Below are 15059 nucleotides of genomic sequence, written 5' to 3'. Positions count from 1 at the left end.
TTTGGCAATGTTGCTGGCGGGATTGTGGCGTCTCAGTCGCGCGGACGGCCGCTTTCGAGCGTGTCGAGCGCGGCCTGTTCCTCGCTGGATAGGCCCGTCGAAACGTTGGTGCCTGCCGACCTGCGCCGTGCCACGAACAGAGCGACCAGGCCCAGGATCAGCAGCGCGGGCGCAGCCACCCAGAGCAGGACGGTATGCGAATTCAGCCTTGGGTTGAGCAGCACGTATTCGCCGTAACGGTCGACGAGATACTGCTCCACCTCGGCATTGCTGTCCCCGGCAACGAGGCGCTCGCGCACGAGGATACGGAGGTCGCGGGCCAGTTCGGCATCGCTGTCGTCGATAGACTGGTTCTGGCAGACGAGGCATCGCAGGCCTGCGGAAATATCGCGGGCCCGCTGCTCGAGTGCGGCGTCAGGCAGCACTTCGTCGGGCCCGACGGCCAGGGCGACAGGCGACAGGAGCAGCAGAACGCACAGAATGAGGGGACGGAGCCTGGTCATGCCGCCGTCTCGCTGGCCTTGCGAGCGCGCTGCGGCGCACCGATGCGGAGGCGCCGGTCGGTCAGGGACAATACTCCTGCCCCGGACATCACCAGCGCGCCAATCCAGATCAGGAGAATGTAAGGCTTGTGCCACAGGCGGATAACATGGGTGTCCTGCAAGGGCTCACCCAGTTGCAGGTAAAGCTGCGAGAAGCCGTAGGTCTGGATCGCGGCCTCGGTTGTCGGCATGCCGCTCGCCACATAGGTCCGACGCTCGGCATGGAGCCGCGCCGTGCTGCCGTCGGGTGCGGTCACGGTGAAATTGCCGGTATCGGCCATGTAGTTGGCGCCCGGAAGCTGCTCGAAGTCATCAAAATGAATGACGTAGCCCGCCAGTTCGGCCGTCTCGCCGGGGTTGAGCGTCGTCACCAGCTCGGTTTCCCACGCCGACACCGCGACGATCCCGAGAACCGTCAACCCCAGTCCCATATGGCCGATCGCGGTTGACCAGATCGAGCGCGAGAGACCTGCCAGACGCCGGAAGCTTTCGCCCAGCGGAATGCGTCCAAGGCGGCTGCGTTCGATCAGTTCGGCGATCGAGCCGAAGGTCACCCAGAAGCCGAGCAGGAGGCCGATCGGCACCATGGAGATGGAGACGCCGCCAAGCGCGGAAATCAGGATCGCCAGAAATACGGCAAGAGCGGCAAAACCCATCAGGCGCTGGCCGGCTGCCACGAGGTCCGCCCGTTTCCAGGCCAGCAGCGGGCCAAAGGGCAGGACCAGCAACAAGGGCGCCATCAGGGCACCGAAGGTGAAGTTGAAGAACGGCGCGCCCACCGAGATCGTGGTGCCCGTCAATGCGTCCAGCAGCAGAGGATAGAGCGTGCCGACCAGCACCGCGCCAACGGCCGTTGCGAGGAAAAGGTTGTTGAGGATCAGCGCGCCTTCGCGGCTGATCGGCGCGAAGAGACCGCCCTGGCGTAGCGACGGCGAACGGATCGCAAACAGCAGGAAAGCTCCGCCGATCAGGATGGCGAGCATGGTGAGGATGACCAGCCCGCGGGTGGGGTCGCTGGCGAAGGTATGAACCGAGGTCAGGATGCCCGAACGCACCAGGAATGTGCCCAGCAGCGACAGCGAGAAGGTGATGATGGCAAGGAAGATCGTCCAGATCTTGAGCGCATTGCGCTTTTCCATCACCAGCGCGGAATGGAGCAGTGCGGTGCCCGATAGCCACGGCATGAAGCTGGCATTCTCCACCGGGTCCCAGAACCACCAACCGCCCCAGCCCAGTTCGTAATAGGCCCAGTACGATCCCATCGCGATGCCGAGGGTGAGGAAAATCCAGCTCAGCATGGTCCAGGGCCGGACCCAGCGTGCCCACGCCTGGTCGATCCGGCCCGATACCAGCGCCGCTATGGCGAAGGAAAAGCAGATCGAAAAGCCGACATAGCCTGCGTAAAGGAGCGGCGGGTGAATGGCGAGGCCGATGTCCTGGAGGATCGGATTGAGATCGTTGCCCTCGAGCGGGGCCGGCACCATGCGCTCGAAGGGGTTCGAGGTAATCAGCGTAAATCCAGCAAAGGCTGCCGTGAGCAGGCTCTGTGTTCCGAGCACCAGATTGCTCAGATCGGCTGGCAAACGGCGACCGAAAGCGGCCACCAGCGCGCCGAACAGCACTAGGATCAGGATCCAGAGCAGCAACGACCCTTCGTGGTTGCCCCAAACGCCGGAAATCTTGAAAATCAGGGGCTTGAGGGAATGCGAATGGTTGACCGCGAGCGCCAGGCTGAAGTCGGAGGACACAAAGGCCTGCACGACAGCGAGGAATGCGACCGACACCAGCACGAATTGCAGGATCGAGGCCTGTGCCATCACGGCCGCAAGCCGCTCGCCGCGCTGCCAGAGCAACAGGCCGCCCAGTGCCGAGACACAGGCGATGGCGAAGGCCAGGATGAGTGCGAAATGGCCGAGTTCGATACTCATGCGCCAGCCTCCACCCTCACTGCCCGGCCTCGGGGCGCCACTCGCCCTGCGCCTTCAAAGCCTCCACGACTTCCTTGGGGATATAGTTCTCGTCGTGCTTGGCCAGCACGGTGCTGGCTTCGAAACGTCCATCGGCACCCATGCTGCCCTCGGCAACAACGCCCTGCCCCTCACGGAACAGGTCGGGAAGGATGCCTGAATAATGGGCGACTATCTCGTGTCCGCCATCGGTGATGGTGAAGAGATTTTCCTGGCCTTCGCGCGTCCAGGTGCCATCCTTGACGAGACCACCGAGGCGGATGGGATGGCCGGCCTCGACCTCGCGCGCAGCCACGTCGCTCGGAGAGTAGAAGAAGACGATCTGGTCGCGCAAGGCGGTGAGCACAAGCGCCGTGGCGATCGCCAGGACCAGCGCCAGGCCGGCGATGATGGCCAGACGCTTCTGCTTGCGGGTCATTCCCTTGCGGCGGGTCGATGCCGGCATGGTCATGGACGATCTCCATTGAGCGTCAGGCCCGCGGCCAGCGCGAGCGTATCGAGTTCACCGCGATCGAACGCGGCGGGATAAGCGGCAACGGCGGCATCAAAAGCCTGCTGAGCACCGGCGCGATCATTGAGCACCAGATAGGAGCGTACCAGTTGTGTCCACTCCTCGACCGTGCCGCCATCGGCATAGAGTCTTTCGGAGAGGCTCGACACCATCCCCTGGATCATCGCTGCCTGCTCGGCGGCGGAACTGTCGACCCCGTCGTTCTGCGCCACGGCGAGGCCCTGTCGGGCGGCCGGAAGCCAGGCCTCGTCGCCCACGGACAAATCGATCGCCTGCTGCCAGTAGCGCGCGGCTTCATCATATTGTTCGGCCCGCATCAGCTCGGCCGCGAGATAGAGCCGCGAACGCCCATGGGCCGGGTCGAGGTCGGCAGCCTGCCGCAGGAGCTGCATGGCTTCGTCCGAGCCGGCGTCACCGGCCTCGAGCAGCAGCGTCTCGGCAAGATCGGTGAGCAATTCCGCCGAAGGGCCGGAAAGGGCGATGACCCGACGGTAGGCATTAGCTGCTTCCGCATAGCGTCCCTGCTCGACATAGGCCGGCGCGATGACCTGCCAACCCCTGACGTCATCGGGGGCCTCGGCGAGGCGCGCTTCGATGCGGGTGATCGCGTCGTCGAGATCCATGGCTTGTGCGACGAGTTCGGGCCGCTCCGCCAGCGGCTGGGTCGGCAGGTCAGGCCGGCCGATAACAGCGTAAAGGCCAAGGCTGATGGCCGCCACGGCCGCAAGGCCTGCTGCGATCGGGGCGCGACCCAGATCGGCGCTCTTGCGCGCCGTCGACTCACCGCGACTTTTGAGCAGTTCGCGCGCCAGTTCGCCCTTGGCGGCCAGCGCCTGCGACGCATCGAGCTTGCCCGATTGCTCGTCCAGCTCGATCCCACGAAGCAAAAGGCGGAAATGCTCATCCGGATCAGCCATTTCAGGCTTGGCCGCGTTGACCGTGCGACCCGCCGCCGCATAAAACAATGCGGCGCAGGTAATGGCGGTAACGGCTATGGCAATCGACCAGAAAATCATGGGCCCCAAACGCTTGTCTGCCAGACGCGGCAAGGCATGGTCCTCTATAAGCCGAATGCGGCGAAAAACCACCAAAACCGGACGCTGTTATCGGGACGCATTGCCACAGGGTCCTCTCGTCGCGGGCCTATTTGCCGCATGAAGCAACAGCCTTTCGATTTCGCGGTATTCGGCGCCACGCCGCTGGCGCAACTGCTTGCCGGGCTGCTGGCGAATGTACACGGCCGCAAGGTGCTGCTGGTGGGGCAAGGTCAGGCCCGCTATCGGCTGCTGCGCGGTATCGACCTCTCCGTGGCGCCAATGACCCGGCCCGAGAGCTGGGCCATGCTTGCACAAGGCGTCCCCGAGACGGCCAAACTTGTCTCCCGTATCGGCGGCCGCGGCGCCACCGGCCGCGTGGATCCGATCATGTTCGCCAGCGGAAAGCTGCATACCGAAGCGCTTTCGCACATCCGCAATATGGCGGTGGGCTTCGGCCTTGCGGCCGAAACCATATCGCCGTCGCTTCTGGGAGAAGGTCGTCAGGGGATCATCCTGCGCGACGCGATCAGGATCAACCGCCCCAGCCTCGAAAGCGGCCTTGAGCGATGGCTCGAGCGCGAAGGGGTCAGGCAGGTTGCGGCGCATAAGGTCGCGATCGCCGCAAACGGCGAGGCCGAAGTGGTCGCGGGAGACCAGACATTTGGGGCCACGCAGGCCGTCCTCGCCGATGACGATGCCATCATGTCGTGGTTGCCCGTTCGGCAGTGGCCAACCCTGTTGCGGCGACAGAACGGCACAAGCATCTTGACCACGTCTACCAAACCGATGGCTGCGTCCCTCATGCTGGAGCTCGACACCGCCTCGGTGCTGAGCCAGCAGGCCGAAGGTGGGATCGCGGCTTTTGGCCCGGGGGACATGGCGGGGTTCTCGACGCACCTGCAGACGCTTCTGGGTCGGGACCAGCAGGTCGAACAGGCCGGGCAAACGCGGTTCCAGGCGCTGGCAACGACCGATGGCGCGCCGGCGTTCGGGCGCGCGGCGGGGATAGGCGCCGATATCGTCGCGGGCCTCGGCTTCATCGGTGCATTCCTCGCGCCGGCGCTCGCGCGCTGGATCGCCGGGAGCGCGTCGCCCAGCGAGGCGCGGTGGTTCGAGGCGCGCCTCGTCAACCGCGTGGCCAAAGGCGCCCCGGTGGACGAATACGCTCCTGGACGTCAGGGTGAACCGGCATGAGATCGCAGCCCAACCGCCTCCCCGAGACTGCGCCCAAGGGCTTTGGCGGTGCCGCCATCGATCGGCAGAAACCGCTGCGTTTCCGGCTCGATGGCCGCATCATCTCCGGGTTCGCAGGAGACACCGTGCTCAGCGCAGCGCTGGCATCGGGCGTCGATACGCTGGGGACGCACCGCTCCAGCCCCATCGGACTGACGCTGCGGGCGGCCCCTGCCATCAGTCACGCGAGCCTGGCAAGCGATCCGCAGCGCGCCTTGCCGATGGCCCGTACGCCGGCCCAGGATGGCGCCGAATTCGTCACCCTTGCGGGAAAACACCGCGGGGGGCTGGCTCGGCTGTTTCAGCCCGGTCGTACGCTCGGCATGGTGCTTGATGATCAGCATGCCCTCGATCGCCCGTGGCGCGCCGTGGGCGCATCGGATGGACCGAATGCCGATCTGCTGGTCGTGGGCGCCGGCGTTGCCGGCATGGCGGCCGCACTGGCTGGTGCGCGCGCCGGCCTGTCGGTCATCCTCGCGGAAGCCAATCCGCATCTGGGCGGCCATTCGGGCCTTTTCGGAACGCTCGACGGCGAGGACAGCCCCGAGGAGAGCGTCGCGCGCCTCGCAGCTGAGGTAGGCGCGTCGCCCGCCATCACGGTTCTGCCCTCGACGCAGGTCTTTTCGCTGCGGACGGGGCTCGCGCGGGCGCATCGGATCGAGACTCAGTCCGGAGCGGTCCAGGGACGCGTCATCGACATTCGCGCGCCCCGCATCATTCTCGCCACCGGATCGCTCGAGCGCCTGCCGGTGTTTCCAGGAAACCGGCTGCCGGGCGTAGTCGCCACGCTCGATGCCTACGAGCTGGCGACGCGATATGGCGTCTGGGCGGGGCAGTCCGCGCTGGTGGCGACGTCGAGCAGCCCGGCCTATCGGCTCGCCATGCTGGCCAGCGATGCCGGCATCGCCATTGGACGCATTTTCGATAGCCGGCCCGGTCCGGCGTCGCGCTTCATCGAATTCTCGCGGGCCTATGGCATGGTGCAATCGACCGACGCGGTGCCGGAGCGCGCCGTTCTCGCGCGCGCCGGCGGAACGCTTGCAGTGCACACCAGGCGCTCGGAAACGCCGCACTCAGCCGAGCGTCTGCTCGTCTGCGGCGGCTGGCAGCCCGACCTCACGCTGTGGCATGTGGCGGGCGGCGCCAGCCATTGGCATCAGGGTCACGCGCGGCTCGAGGCTCTGGGCACGCTTGATGCCATTGTCCTGGCGGGCAGCGCCGCCGGTTATTTCTCGCGCCGTGGCTGTATTCAAAGCGGCTCCGACGCCATCGACCATCTGCTCGGCCGCGAACGCAGGCGCGTGGATGACCCCCGGATCGACCCTCTCTATGAAACCCCCGACGGCACGCCAGGGGTGACCGATGACGACGCCGAGGCGGCGCCGTCCTATCTCGACGGTGGCGACAGTCTGCTGCTGCGCCCGGCTCCGCCGCGTCGGCGCATGTCCCTGCCCTTCCGCCCGCGCCGACAGGCGGGTGTCTTTGCCCTTTCCGAAGCCGCGCATCCGCTGGCGGTCTGCGATGTGGCGGCCGGCGTCGATCTCGGGCTGATCCCGCCCGAGGCCGCGGGGATCGTCGCGCAGGAGCGGGTGGCCCTGGTGCCCCTCTCGTCCGCGGAGGAAGCCGTGGCACCGGAGCTGCCCGACACACGTCCGGATACCGACGTGCCGAACTATCTGCGTGGCCGCTTCGGCCCGGATGCCAGGCTGGTTCGCCTCAGGCCCGGCGAGCCGCGCAGTTTCGATCCCGGGGCACTGGTCTATCGCAGCTCCGACCTCGGCACGCCCACCGATGCGGTCGGCGTGGTGCTGCGGGAAACGCCGGAGGGCACTGTCGCACTGATCTCGGCTGCAGCCTCTGCCATCGCGCTGCCCGTCACGGTGCGCGACAAGGGCGTGGTTCAGGCGCGTATCGAGCCAATCTGAACGGGATCAGGCGCGCCGTTCGGCCGTGGCGCGGGCGCGCTTCAGCGTATCGGCATATTCGGGATTGAACCGGATCTCCGCCATCTTGATAGCGGCGTCCAGCCGGGCACCGGTCATCTGGTCGGCGGGGTTCTGGCGCAGCAGGTCGAGATTGCGCTGGATATGGAGCTCCAGCGCTTGCGCGGTCTGGCTCCAGGCCTGGTCGAACACGGCGTTCAGCGCCAGGGAATCCTTGCAGTCACGCACGGCCGACAGCAGGTAGACGCCGTTGATGGCGCCCAGCATCCGGTCATTGTCGATACGATCAGCACCCTCGCGCGGGCGGCGCATGGCCTGATTGAGATCGGTGACCACTTCCTTGAGGCGCGGCTCGACGCGATCGGACACCACCTTGGTGATGGTCGCGATAACCTGCGTGGTGCGGCTGCCGCGGGAGAATTCCACATAACCGGTCAGCGACCGCACCAGACGGTGGAAGCGGTCGAGGCTGCGGCAAACGAGATCGGTATCGGCAAAGGGACCGGACAGCTGCAGCGCATGCAGCTGGCCCTGTGCCTGACCGAGCACGGCGTCGATCAACGGCCCATAGCCATTGCGCACCAGCGCTGCCTCGGTCGCGTTGCCGCTGAGCTTGACGATGGTGGACATGACCCGCGACGGATTGATTACCTGGCCCATGGCCGAGTGGAACAGCAGCGCCGCCAGCTGGGGATCCTGCAGCGGCATGGATTGCAACGCCGCGCCCAGAGCGGCATCGTCGGTCATGCCATTGATGGCCCTGCCGAAGCCCTGCGCCTTCGGCAACAGCGCCCGGGCACGCAGGGCGGCTATGGTCGTGCGGATTTCCTCGCGAGCATGATCCCGGCCGAACTGGGCTCGCAGCCGTCGCAGGGCCTCGCCGTCATTGTCGACGCGATCGACGGCCGCCTTCATCGTCGCGAGCACTTCGGGCATCAGCGGTTCGATGTCGGCGGCGGTGACGTTGCCGCTGGCGACGCCTTCGGCAGAGATGAGGTTGGGGCAGAGGTCGCGGATCACCCAGGTCCAGGCGGCATTGGCCGCCGCGATGCTGACCGATCCGGGCTGGGCGAACAGCACCGGCTCATTGACCAGAACGGGGTCGATCAGGCCGCAAAACGGCTTGCGGGAGGCCACAGCGCCGCGGGCAGCAGGCCGCGCCGTGTTGGGCGCGGCAGCTTCGGTGCTGGGTGCGGGCTGGTTCATAAATACTTCAAGCCAGGGTCGACATGACCATCGACCCTATAGCGGCTTGGTAAACAATCCTTTTCCGCTGCTATCCGTGATCGTCAGGCGGCGCCCTGAACGACGTTCCAGTTGCCGTTCTGCTCGCGGCAAGCGGTACCCTTCTTCACGTAGTCCGTGCCGCCGACCTTGACGGTGTGGGTGAAGTCGCGACAGTCGAGGTTGTTTACCCGCACATAGGGACCGACGGCGACCGAGCCGGTGGTACCCTTGTCGCCGGCCCACTGGCGCGGAGCGCCGGGACGGCCGAACTGCAACGCGTAGAACTGGGCACTATTGGCTTCGTTGGAGTCCTTGGCTGTCATGGCTGCGAGTGCGGCCGGATCCACGAAACCGTTCGAAATGCTGGTGGTCAGCTTGGCCGTCTGCACATTCTGCGCCGAAGTGGGTACCATGGGCTGGGCGATCACCGGCTGCACCACCACGGGAGCCTGGGCCACCTGCGTCGTGCCGGTGCTCGAGCAACCTGCCAGAAGCAGAGCGAAAAGCGGAACGGCGATGAGCGAAGAGCGATTCATGGGTGTATTGGCCTCTGCATACAGTCGATCGGTTCTTGTGGTCGTATTACGGCGAAAGTGCGTCAGGCGCCTTCGGGACGAACCAGCCCGCCCAGCCGTGCGGTGGGAAGTCTGAGTTCCACCAACAGCCCGCCCAGCTGGGAACGCTTCAGTTCCAGGCTGCCGCCATAGACATCGACCAGTTCCTTGACAATATCCAGTCCCAAGCCGGTGCCCGGCGTCTTCTCGTCCAACCTGACGCCGCGGCGCAACACTTTTTGCGCGTCGGCCTCGCTCAGACCCGGTCCATTGTCGTCGATGCGCACCAGCAACTGCGCGCCCTTGTCCCCCCGTTCCGACGACAGGCGCACGCCCACCTGACCCTTCGACCACTTGCAGGCATTGTCGAGCAGGTTTCCCGCGATTTCCTCCAGATCGGCCTCGTCGCCCCGGAACCAGGGTAGCGAAGCATCCGGGCGCTGGAAGGCGATAGTCACGTCTGGGTGGATCTTCCGCATCACCCGCGTCAGGCGCAGCATCACCATGGTCGCGTCGGATTTCTTCCCGACCACCGAGGTGCGCGCTGCAAGGCGGGCGCGCTCGAGATAGGTCGAGACCATGTTGCTCATTTTCTCGGTTTCCGATGTCACCACATCGGCCAAAGCGCCCTTTTTTGCCGCAGCTTCATTGCGCAGCACCGCAATCGGCGTCTTGAGCCCGTGGGCCAGATTGCCGACCTGGTTTCGCGCGCGTTCGATGATCTGCGTGTTGGAGCGCAGGAGCTCGTTCACCTCCTCTGCGAGGGGGGCAATCTCGGTCGGGTACGTCCCGGACACCTCGGCGCTGTCTCCCTCGCGCACCGCTTCAACGGCGCGGCTCAAGCGGGCGATGGGGCGCAGGGCAATCCGCGCGACAAAGGCGCTCATGGCAGCCAGCATTACGCCGACGGCGCCCAGGACAATGAAGGTCTGGCCGCGAAAGCTCGAGACCAGTTCGAGGATTTCCGTAAGATTGCCCGCGACCGTGATCCGGTAGGTCGTGCCGTCAAGGGTCACGCTCCGCTCGACCATACGCAACTGCGTACCGAAGGGATCGTTGATGATTTCGGAACTGCGGCCAAGGGCGTCGGCGGCCGTGCCGACGCCGGGCAGATCGATGCCCACGACCGAGGTCGAGAGATTGACGAGGCGTCCATCATCTCCCCTGATGATCCAGTACCATCCCGAACGTGGCCGCTCGAACCGCGGGTCGGCCAGCGCCACCTCGGGTGATTGAGGGTCCCGCATTTCAAGGAGCGCGCCGGTCAGGCTCTCCACGTGAAAGTCCAGCGTCTCGGTGAGCGTCTGGTCCAGAGTACGTGAATAAAGGTCTGTCAGCAGGATGCCGGTGGTGACGAGGGCCAGCACCAGCCACGCAGCCGAAAGCCAGAACAGCGATGCAGCGATCGAGCCCTTACGCAGCATGTCAGCGCCCGTCGGTGTCGGTCGGAAACGGCGCCGGCATCAATCGCCGACGATCTGGTAACCGAGTCCGCGAACGGTCTGGATACAGTCATCGGGAAGCTTCTTGCGCAGCCGGCCGACGAACACTTCGATGGTGTTGCTGTCGCGGTCGAAGTCCTGATCGTAAAGATGCTCGGTGAGTTCGGTGCGCGAGATCACCTTGCCCTTGTGGTGCATCAGGTAGCTCAGGAGGCGGAGCTCGTGGCTGGTCAGCTTGACCGACTGGCCATCGACGGTGACCTTGCCCGATCTGGCATCGAGACGCACCGCGCCGCAGACGATCTCGTTGCTCGCGTGCCCGGCTGCGCGACGCACCAGCGCCCGTACGCGCGCCAGCACTTCTTCCATGTGAAAGGGCTTGGCGACGTAGTCGTCGGCACCGGCATCGATGCCCTGCACCTTGTCGCTCCAGCGATCGCGCGCGGTCAGCAGCAGCACCGGCGTCGTCCGCCCTGCCCGGCGCCATTCTTCAAGCACCGACAACCCGTCCATCTGCGGAAGTCCGATATCGAGGATGATCGTGTCATAGGGCTCGGTATCGCCGAGGAAGTGACCTTCCTCGCCGTCGAATGCCACGTCGACCGCATAGCCGGCCTCGGTCAGCGCTTCCTTGAGCTGCCGATTGAGATTGGAGTCGTCTTCAACAACCAGAACACGCATGGGCGCCCCCGCCAAGGTCCGAAGCTATTGAGCGCTCAGCGTCAGGTTTTGGGCCTGTCCGTCCGGGCTCAGCACGCCGATAACATATACCAGCGCTCCGCCTTCGTCACACACCTGCACGTTGAGAATTTCAGCATTCGGATCGACGCCGGCGGATGCCAGCACGGCATCGAGCGACATGATCTCGCCGGATGACACGGCCTCCTGGATCTGGCGCTTGTCGAGGCAGGCCTGCGCCTGGCTTGCACCGGTGCCGACGAGGGACAGTGCGAGGGCCAGGGCCAGGGCGATGGCAGCGGTGGGTTTGGGGGCGTTGGTTTTCATGACCCGATCAATAGCGTCTGCAAACTGAATGGGACATGAATGAGGCAGGCCATCACAAACGTCACCAGCGGCCGGCGCCGTGGGGAAGGCATCGGCCGCAGGTTCGTTTAACACAGGGTGCGAGAAAGTGGGATCACGCTTTCCCGATGTCACTCTTCAGTCCCCTGCGCAGGAAGAGAATGGCCAGGGCTTCGAGCATGAGGTTGCCCGCCGCGCCGCCATCCAGCGCCGGAAAGTCGACGCCGAGCATCTGCGCGACGCCGGCCAGCAGCATGAATGCCGCGACGATATAGGTCTTGTATCCGGCAAGAAGGTCCATTGTCGTTTCTCCTCGTGAGGTTGATGTCATGGCCGGCGCCGCCGAAAGCGAGGCAGCCCGGACCGTCGAAACCCGGCTTGTCCAGCCGCGACCGAAGACGGGAAAGGTCGATAGAGCCTTTAGAAAGCCGAGCCGCCGGTCGCAGATGACGTTGATGAGCCGTTTCCCGATTTTGCTTTTCAGCCATAGACTTAGTCCTCTTTGCGGAAAAGACGATTCAACGCGGCGATCTCGCGCACGAAGTCGTTGAAGTGTTGATTCACCTTGGCCATCTCTCGGAGCGTCCACACCAGCAGCGCGCTCGCGCCCGATGCCCAAAGAAACAGTGCCAGATGCGCCAGGTCGCCACGCTCGATAATGGTTTTCGTCAGGTCGTTCATGCTCTCACTCCCGTATCCACGCCCACCCCCACAAGCTCCCGCTTCTCCGCGTCCGATCGCGCCGATCCCGTCACCGGTGGATCGACCGCGACGATAACACGCCCGTCGATCGGCCCCTCCGGCGCGCGAAACATCGACCGCTGCCAGAGGGCGTCGGGCCTGTCCTCGATCAGTTCGCCGTTCAGTTCCTGCCGTCCCAGCACCGTGCCTTGGTAACGGGCCACCACCGCATCCAGAAAGGTCGGGGCCAGGTATCGATAATTGTCCTGCGTGGTCATCCGCACCACCCTGGTTCGCGCATCGGCTACGAGCCGCCGGATCAGCCTGGTCGGGCGCGGCGTCGTCGTCGCCAGCTGGCGGGGGCGATCGCCGAGCCGCAGGCCAAATTGCAGCATGTCCCATGCCTCTTCCGCATGCGGCCACTTGCCGACCTCGTCACACCAGGCAGCCGCGAATTGCGGCCCGCGAAACCGCTCCGGGTCGGAAGCGGGCAGGATCAACGCCTCCACACCATTGGGCCAGATCAGCCGGTTCCTGCCCATCAGTGTCGGCCGCTCGCGATCGGTATGAACGGCGAGGATGCCGCTTTCCCCGCGCACCATGATGTCGACCGCCTCGGTCATGGTCTCGCCGACCAGCGCCAGGGGGGACACCCCCTGTCGCGCCAGCCGCCGCACCCATTCGGCTCCGGCCCGCGTCTTGCCCGAACCGCGGCCACCCATCAGCAGCCATGTGGTCCAGTCGCCAGCGGGCTGGCGCTGCTCCCGCCGGGCCCAGCGAGGCCAGCAGAAATACATGCGCTCCACCTGTTTGGGGTCGAGGGCGGCGACCTTTTCAGCGTTGGGACTGATCAAGGCGCTTGACCAGCTTGGCGCGCAGATCGGTCATGTCGCGTTTGCTCGGCGGCTCGACATTCCGCTCCGCCGCGCCAAGCTCGATCAGCTTGTCCAGCGTTTTCACCTGGTCCGCCAGCATCTTGGCCCGCTTGTCTATCGCCATGTCCTCGGCCCTTTCCAGTTCCTTGATCTGCTCGTCGAGCACCCGCAGCATCCGCGCCACCAGGGCATTTCTGGTCGGCGGATGCGCCTTGATGTTGAGCCAGTCTTCCCGTTCCCGGCGGTAGCGCAGTCGTGCCGCGGTGATGCCATGCCTCTGGCAGATCACGTCAGGTGTGTAGAGACGGCCTTCATACTCGGCCCGGATTGTCGCCCAGTCCGGCGTTTGCTTAGTCCCAGCTGCCATGTCGTTGACTCAACTGTGAATCCAGCGAGGCGCTCGCTACGGAACCTCGAGGAATCGACGCGGATTCGTCCCTACGGAAGCCCACCGGGAGTAAGCCGATGTCTGCAGCGATCCGCCATCATCACTACAAGCCCGAGCTCAAGGAGCTCTCGCTCTGGTTCGGTCCGGATTTTCGGCACTACAAATATTTCGGCGTGCCGCAGCCCATCTACGTCGCGCTCGTCAATTCCGAGTCGATGGGCCGCTTCTTCAACGAGGCCATCAAGGGTCAGTATTCCTGCCGGCTCGTCGATCCATCGCGGATGCGCCAGCAGCGCTGGCAGGATATCCGCTCGGCTTCGTGACCCCATTTCTCGACTATGCCTGAACTATAGCGCAGCACCGTGACGCGGGGATAAGTCCTGCGAAAAAAGTGTCACGACCGTTTGGTGGCCCACGCGCTCAGCGTCTGCAGATCGGCCACGTCGCGTTCGTCGTCCATCGCTTTCATGGCGCGGGAAACCACGTTGCCGGCCGTTTCGCGCGCAGCGTCGGCCAGTATGGGCTTGCATGCGGCCACTGTTTCGAGGCTCTTGAGCATGCGGGACACCACTTCGATCACGTGGGCCCCGTCCCGCGCCAGCGGCCGGTAGAAATCGTCGAGCACGTCACGCGGAACCAGCGGCGCGACCAGGATCCGATCGTGCTCGCCCTCTCGATGCTCGTCGTCCCAGTCCAGCAGCAGGCGCGTTACGGTGTCGATCACGACGATCGCCGTGCCCGGATCATTGATGCTGGCCGACATGGCCTTGTCCGCGATTTCTCCCAGCACGATGAAGCCATAGCGCGGGTCGCTGTCATAAGCACGCTGATCGCCCAGCACGAAGCAGTCCTTGAGAGCGTCCCGCAATTCGTCGTCGAGGACACCCTTGACCATCATCAGCGGCCGCACCGGCGTGGCATAGGCGCCGGGCCGCGACAGTACCGTCACGATCAGGTCATGCTCTTTGGCAAGGTCCTGCAGCGCGCCGGCGTCGCAGTGCTGGACGTAGCCGGGGCGCTCCGGGGCGATGGGCTCGCCCTCCGGTTCGCCATCGAGGCGCCTGCAGTCGAGCAGCGGATGCTCCCGCATCACCTTGAGCGCGTCCCGGGTGGCGCCTTCCACGACGCCGATCGTGTGCGACACACGGCCGATCGCCGAAATCTGGCCGATCCAGCGGATCAGCGCCGCGACGACGAGAATCAGAACCCCGAGCGTGACGATGAACAGGAAGAGACGACCGGCCTCGCTGTAGAGCCCGGCCGAAAGACCGATAATGCCGACGATCGAGAACAGGAAGGCACCGATGAACACCGAAATCGATGTCTGGGCGCGCAGGTCACCTGCAATCAGCGGCACGGCCCGCGGTGTCGTGGAATTCGACGCAGCGGAAAAGGCGCCAACCACCGTCGACAGGGCAAAGACCGCCACAGTCAGCAGGCTCGATGCAAGAATCTGCAGGATGGACTGCACGGCGTTGGTCGGCATGACGAAGGGCAGCTCTTCTGGAGCGAAGCGCGCCAACACATAGGCGATGATCACCGTCAGCACGGCCACGGCAGAAAATGCGGCCGGCAAAAACCACATGCGCTGCATCAGTTGACGCAGTTTGAAACGAAGATAACTCATCAATGCCCT

17 protein-coding genes are annotated in these 15059 nt (G+C 65.0%); 3 read left to right on the top strand and 14 right to left on the bottom strand.

Annotated features, from left to right (window positions below):
- Positions 1-32: 32 nt before the first annotated feature.
- Genes CCK88_RS02390 through ccmI form a run of 4 tightly spaced genes read right to left on the bottom strand, consistent with a single transcriptional unit; the run spans position 33 to position 4069 of the window.
- Positions 33-503, bottom strand: a complete 471-nt coding sequence (locus CCK88_RS02390; protein ID WP_086468942.1) for a cytochrome c-type biogenesis protein — start codon at positions 501-503, stop codon at positions 33-35.
- On the bottom strand, positions 500-2470 hold the full coding sequence (locus tag CCK88_RS02385) for a heme lyase CcmF/NrfE family subunit (protein WP_086468941.1): 1971 nt from the start codon (positions 2468-2470) through the stop codon (positions 500-502). Before CCK88_RS02385 ends, CCK88_RS02390 begins: the two co-directional genes overlap by 4 nt.
- A 16-nt stretch (positions 2471-2486) precedes the next feature.
- Positions 2487-2960 carry a cytochrome c maturation protein CcmE gene (gene ccmE / locus CCK88_RS02380; protein WP_244557416.1) on the bottom strand — a complete coding sequence of 158 codons (474 nt, stop codon included), beginning with the start codon at positions 2958-2960 and terminating at the stop codon, positions 2487-2489.
- On the bottom strand, positions 2957-4069 hold the full coding sequence (gene ccmI, locus CCK88_RS02375) for a c-type cytochrome biogenesis protein CcmI (RefSeq protein WP_140048860.1): 1113 nt from the start codon (positions 4067-4069) through the stop codon (positions 2957-2959). Before ccmI ends, ccmE begins: the two co-directional genes overlap by 4 nt.
- 105 nt (positions 4070-4174) lie before the next feature.
- On the opposite strand from ccmI, the gene CCK88_RS02370 reads away from it, so the two are divergent.
- Both CCK88_RS02370 and CCK88_RS02365 read left to right on the top strand, forming a co-directional pair.
- A complete protein-coding gene (locus CCK88_RS02370; protein WP_086468939.1) occupies positions 4175-5251 on the top strand; it encodes a hypothetical protein in 1077 nt (358 codons plus the stop codon).
- Positions 5248-7215, top strand: coding sequence for an FAD-dependent oxidoreductase (locus CCK88_RS02365; protein ID WP_086468938.1), 1968 nt, complete (start codon positions 5248-5250; stop codon positions 7213-7215). Before CCK88_RS02370 ends, CCK88_RS02365 begins: the two co-directional genes overlap by 4 nt.
- A gap of 6 nt (positions 7216-7221) precedes the next feature.
- Here the strand turns inward: CCK88_RS02365 and CCK88_RS02360 are convergent, their stop codons facing one another.
- The 9 genes from CCK88_RS02360 to CCK88_RS02320 form a co-directional block, all read right to left on the bottom strand.
- Positions 7222-8439, bottom strand: a complete 1218-nt coding sequence (locus CCK88_RS02360) for a hypothetical protein (RefSeq protein WP_086468937.1) — start codon at positions 8437-8439, stop codon at positions 7222-7224.
- A gap of 83 nt (positions 8440-8522) precedes the next feature.
- Positions 8523-8996 carry an RT0821/Lpp0805 family surface protein gene (locus CCK88_RS02355; RefSeq protein ID WP_086468936.1) on the bottom strand — a complete coding sequence of 158 codons (474 nt, stop codon included), beginning with the start codon at positions 8994-8996 and terminating at the stop codon, positions 8523-8525.
- A gap of 62 nt (positions 8997-9058) precedes the next feature.
- Complete coding sequence (locus CCK88_RS02350) at positions 9059-10438, bottom strand: sensor histidine kinase (protein ID WP_086468935.1); 1380 nt, start codon at positions 10436-10438, stop codon at positions 9059-9061.
- Between the two features lie 39 nt (positions 10439-10477).
- Positions 10478-11137 (bottom strand): response regulator transcription factor, encoded by a 660-nt coding sequence (locus tag CCK88_RS02345; RefSeq protein ID WP_086468934.1) that lies wholly within the window; start codon positions 11135-11137, stop codon positions 10478-10480.
- Positions 11138-11161: 24 nt separating this feature from the next.
- A complete protein-coding gene (locus tag CCK88_RS02340) occupies positions 11162-11461 on the bottom strand; it encodes a hypothetical protein (protein ID WP_086468933.1) in 300 nt (99 codons plus the stop codon).
- 133 nt (positions 11462-11594) lie between these two features.
- Entirely contained in the window at positions 11595-11780 is a 186-nt protein-coding gene (locus tag CCK88_RS02335) for a hypothetical protein (RefSeq protein WP_086468932.1), read from the bottom strand.
- A 191-nt stretch (positions 11781-11971) separates the two neighbouring features.
- Entirely contained in the window at positions 11972-12160 is a 189-nt protein-coding gene (locus CCK88_RS02330; protein ID WP_086468931.1) for a hypothetical protein, read from the bottom strand.
- Positions 12157-13014 (bottom strand): terminase large subunit domain-containing protein, encoded by an 858-nt coding sequence (locus CCK88_RS02325; RefSeq protein WP_244557415.1) that lies wholly within the window; start codon positions 13012-13014, stop codon positions 12157-12159. The genes CCK88_RS02330 and CCK88_RS02325 overlap by 4 nt, the downstream gene beginning before the upstream one ends.
- Complete coding sequence (locus tag CCK88_RS02320) at positions 12995-13402, bottom strand: hypothetical protein (protein WP_086468930.1); 408 nt, start codon at positions 13400-13402, stop codon at positions 12995-12997. Before CCK88_RS02320 ends, CCK88_RS02325 begins: the two co-directional genes overlap by 20 nt.
- 98 nt (positions 13403-13500) lie before the next feature.
- On the opposite strand from CCK88_RS02320, the gene CCK88_RS02315 reads away from it, so the two are divergent.
- A complete protein-coding gene (locus CCK88_RS02315) occupies positions 13501-13746 on the top strand; it encodes a KTSC domain-containing protein (protein ID WP_086468929.1) in 246 nt (81 codons plus the stop codon).
- A gap of 71 nt (positions 13747-13817) precedes the next feature.
- Here the strand turns inward: CCK88_RS02315 and CCK88_RS02310 are convergent, their stop codons facing one another.
- Complete coding sequence (locus tag CCK88_RS02310) at positions 13818-15050, bottom strand: DUF2254 domain-containing protein (protein WP_086468928.1); 1233 nt, start codon at positions 15048-15050, stop codon at positions 13818-13820.
- Between the last annotated feature and the right edge of the window lie 9 nt (positions 15051-15059).

Source organism: Devosia lucknowensis, assembly GCF_900177655.1.
GTDB lineage: Bacteria > Pseudomonadota > Alphaproteobacteria > Rhizobiales > Devosiaceae > Devosia > Devosia lucknowensis.
This window is presented reverse-complemented; position numbering and strand designations above follow the sequence as displayed.

What these genes read in the sequence shown, in the direction of transcription:
- CCK88_RS02340 (WP_086468933.1), bottom strand. Translation starts at nt 11,461, where the DNA reads ATGAAAACCAACGCCCCCAAACCCACCGCTGCCATCGCCCTGGCCCTG.
- CCK88_RS02385 (WP_086468941.1), bottom strand. Translation starts at nt 2,470, where the DNA reads ATGAGTATCGAACTCGGCCATTTCGCACTCATCCTGGCCTTCGCCATC.
- CCK88_RS02370 (WP_086468939.1), top strand. Translation starts at nt 4,175, where the DNA reads ATGAAGCAACAGCCTTTCGATTTCGCGGTATTCGGCGCCACGCCGCTG.
- CCK88_RS02345 (WP_086468934.1), bottom strand. Translation starts at nt 11,137, where the DNA reads ATGCGTGTTCTGGTTGTTGAAGACGACTCCAATCTCAATCGGCAGCTC.
- CCK88_RS02320 (WP_086468930.1), bottom strand. Translation starts at nt 13,402, where the DNA reads ATGGCAGCTGGGACTAAGCAAACGCCGGACTGGGCGACAATCCGGGCC.
- CCK88_RS02330 (WP_086468931.1), bottom strand. Translation starts at nt 12,160, where the DNA reads ATGAACGACCTGACGAAAACCATTATCGAGCGTGGCGACCTGGCGCAT.
- CCK88_RS02355 (WP_086468936.1), bottom strand. Translation starts at nt 8,996, where the DNA reads ATGAATCGCTCTTCGCTCATCGCCGTTCCGCTTTTCGCTCTGCTTCTG.
- ccmE (WP_244557416.1), bottom strand. Translation starts at nt 2,960, where the DNA reads ATGACCATGCCGGCATCGACCCGCCGCAAGGGAATGACCCGCAAGCAG.
- CCK88_RS02390 (WP_086468942.1), bottom strand. Translation starts at nt 503, where the DNA reads ATGACCAGGCTCCGTCCCCTCATTCTGTGCGTTCTGCTGCTCCTGTCG.
- CCK88_RS02310 (WP_086468928.1), bottom strand. Translation starts at nt 15,050, where the DNA reads ATGAGTTATCTTCGTTTCAAACTGCGTCAACTGATGCAGCGCATGTGG.
- CCK88_RS02360 (WP_086468937.1), bottom strand. Translation starts at nt 8,439, where the DNA reads ATGAACCAGCCCGCACCCAGCACCGAAGCTGCCGCGCCCAACACGGCG.
- CCK88_RS02335 (WP_086468932.1), bottom strand. Translation starts at nt 11,780, where the DNA reads ATGGACCTTCTTGCCGGATACAAGACCTATATCGTCGCGGCATTCATG.
- CCK88_RS02365 (WP_086468938.1), top strand. Translation starts at nt 5,248, where the DNA reads ATGAGATCGCAGCCCAACCGCCTCCCCGAGACTGCGCCCAAGGGCTTT.
- CCK88_RS02315 (WP_086468929.1), top strand. Translation starts at nt 13,501, where the DNA reads ATGTCTGCAGCGATCCGCCATCATCACTACAAGCCCGAGCTCAAGGAG.
- CCK88_RS02350 (WP_086468935.1), bottom strand. Translation starts at nt 10,438, where the DNA reads ATGCTGCGTAAGGGCTCGATCGCTGCATCGCTGTTCTGGCTTTCGGCT.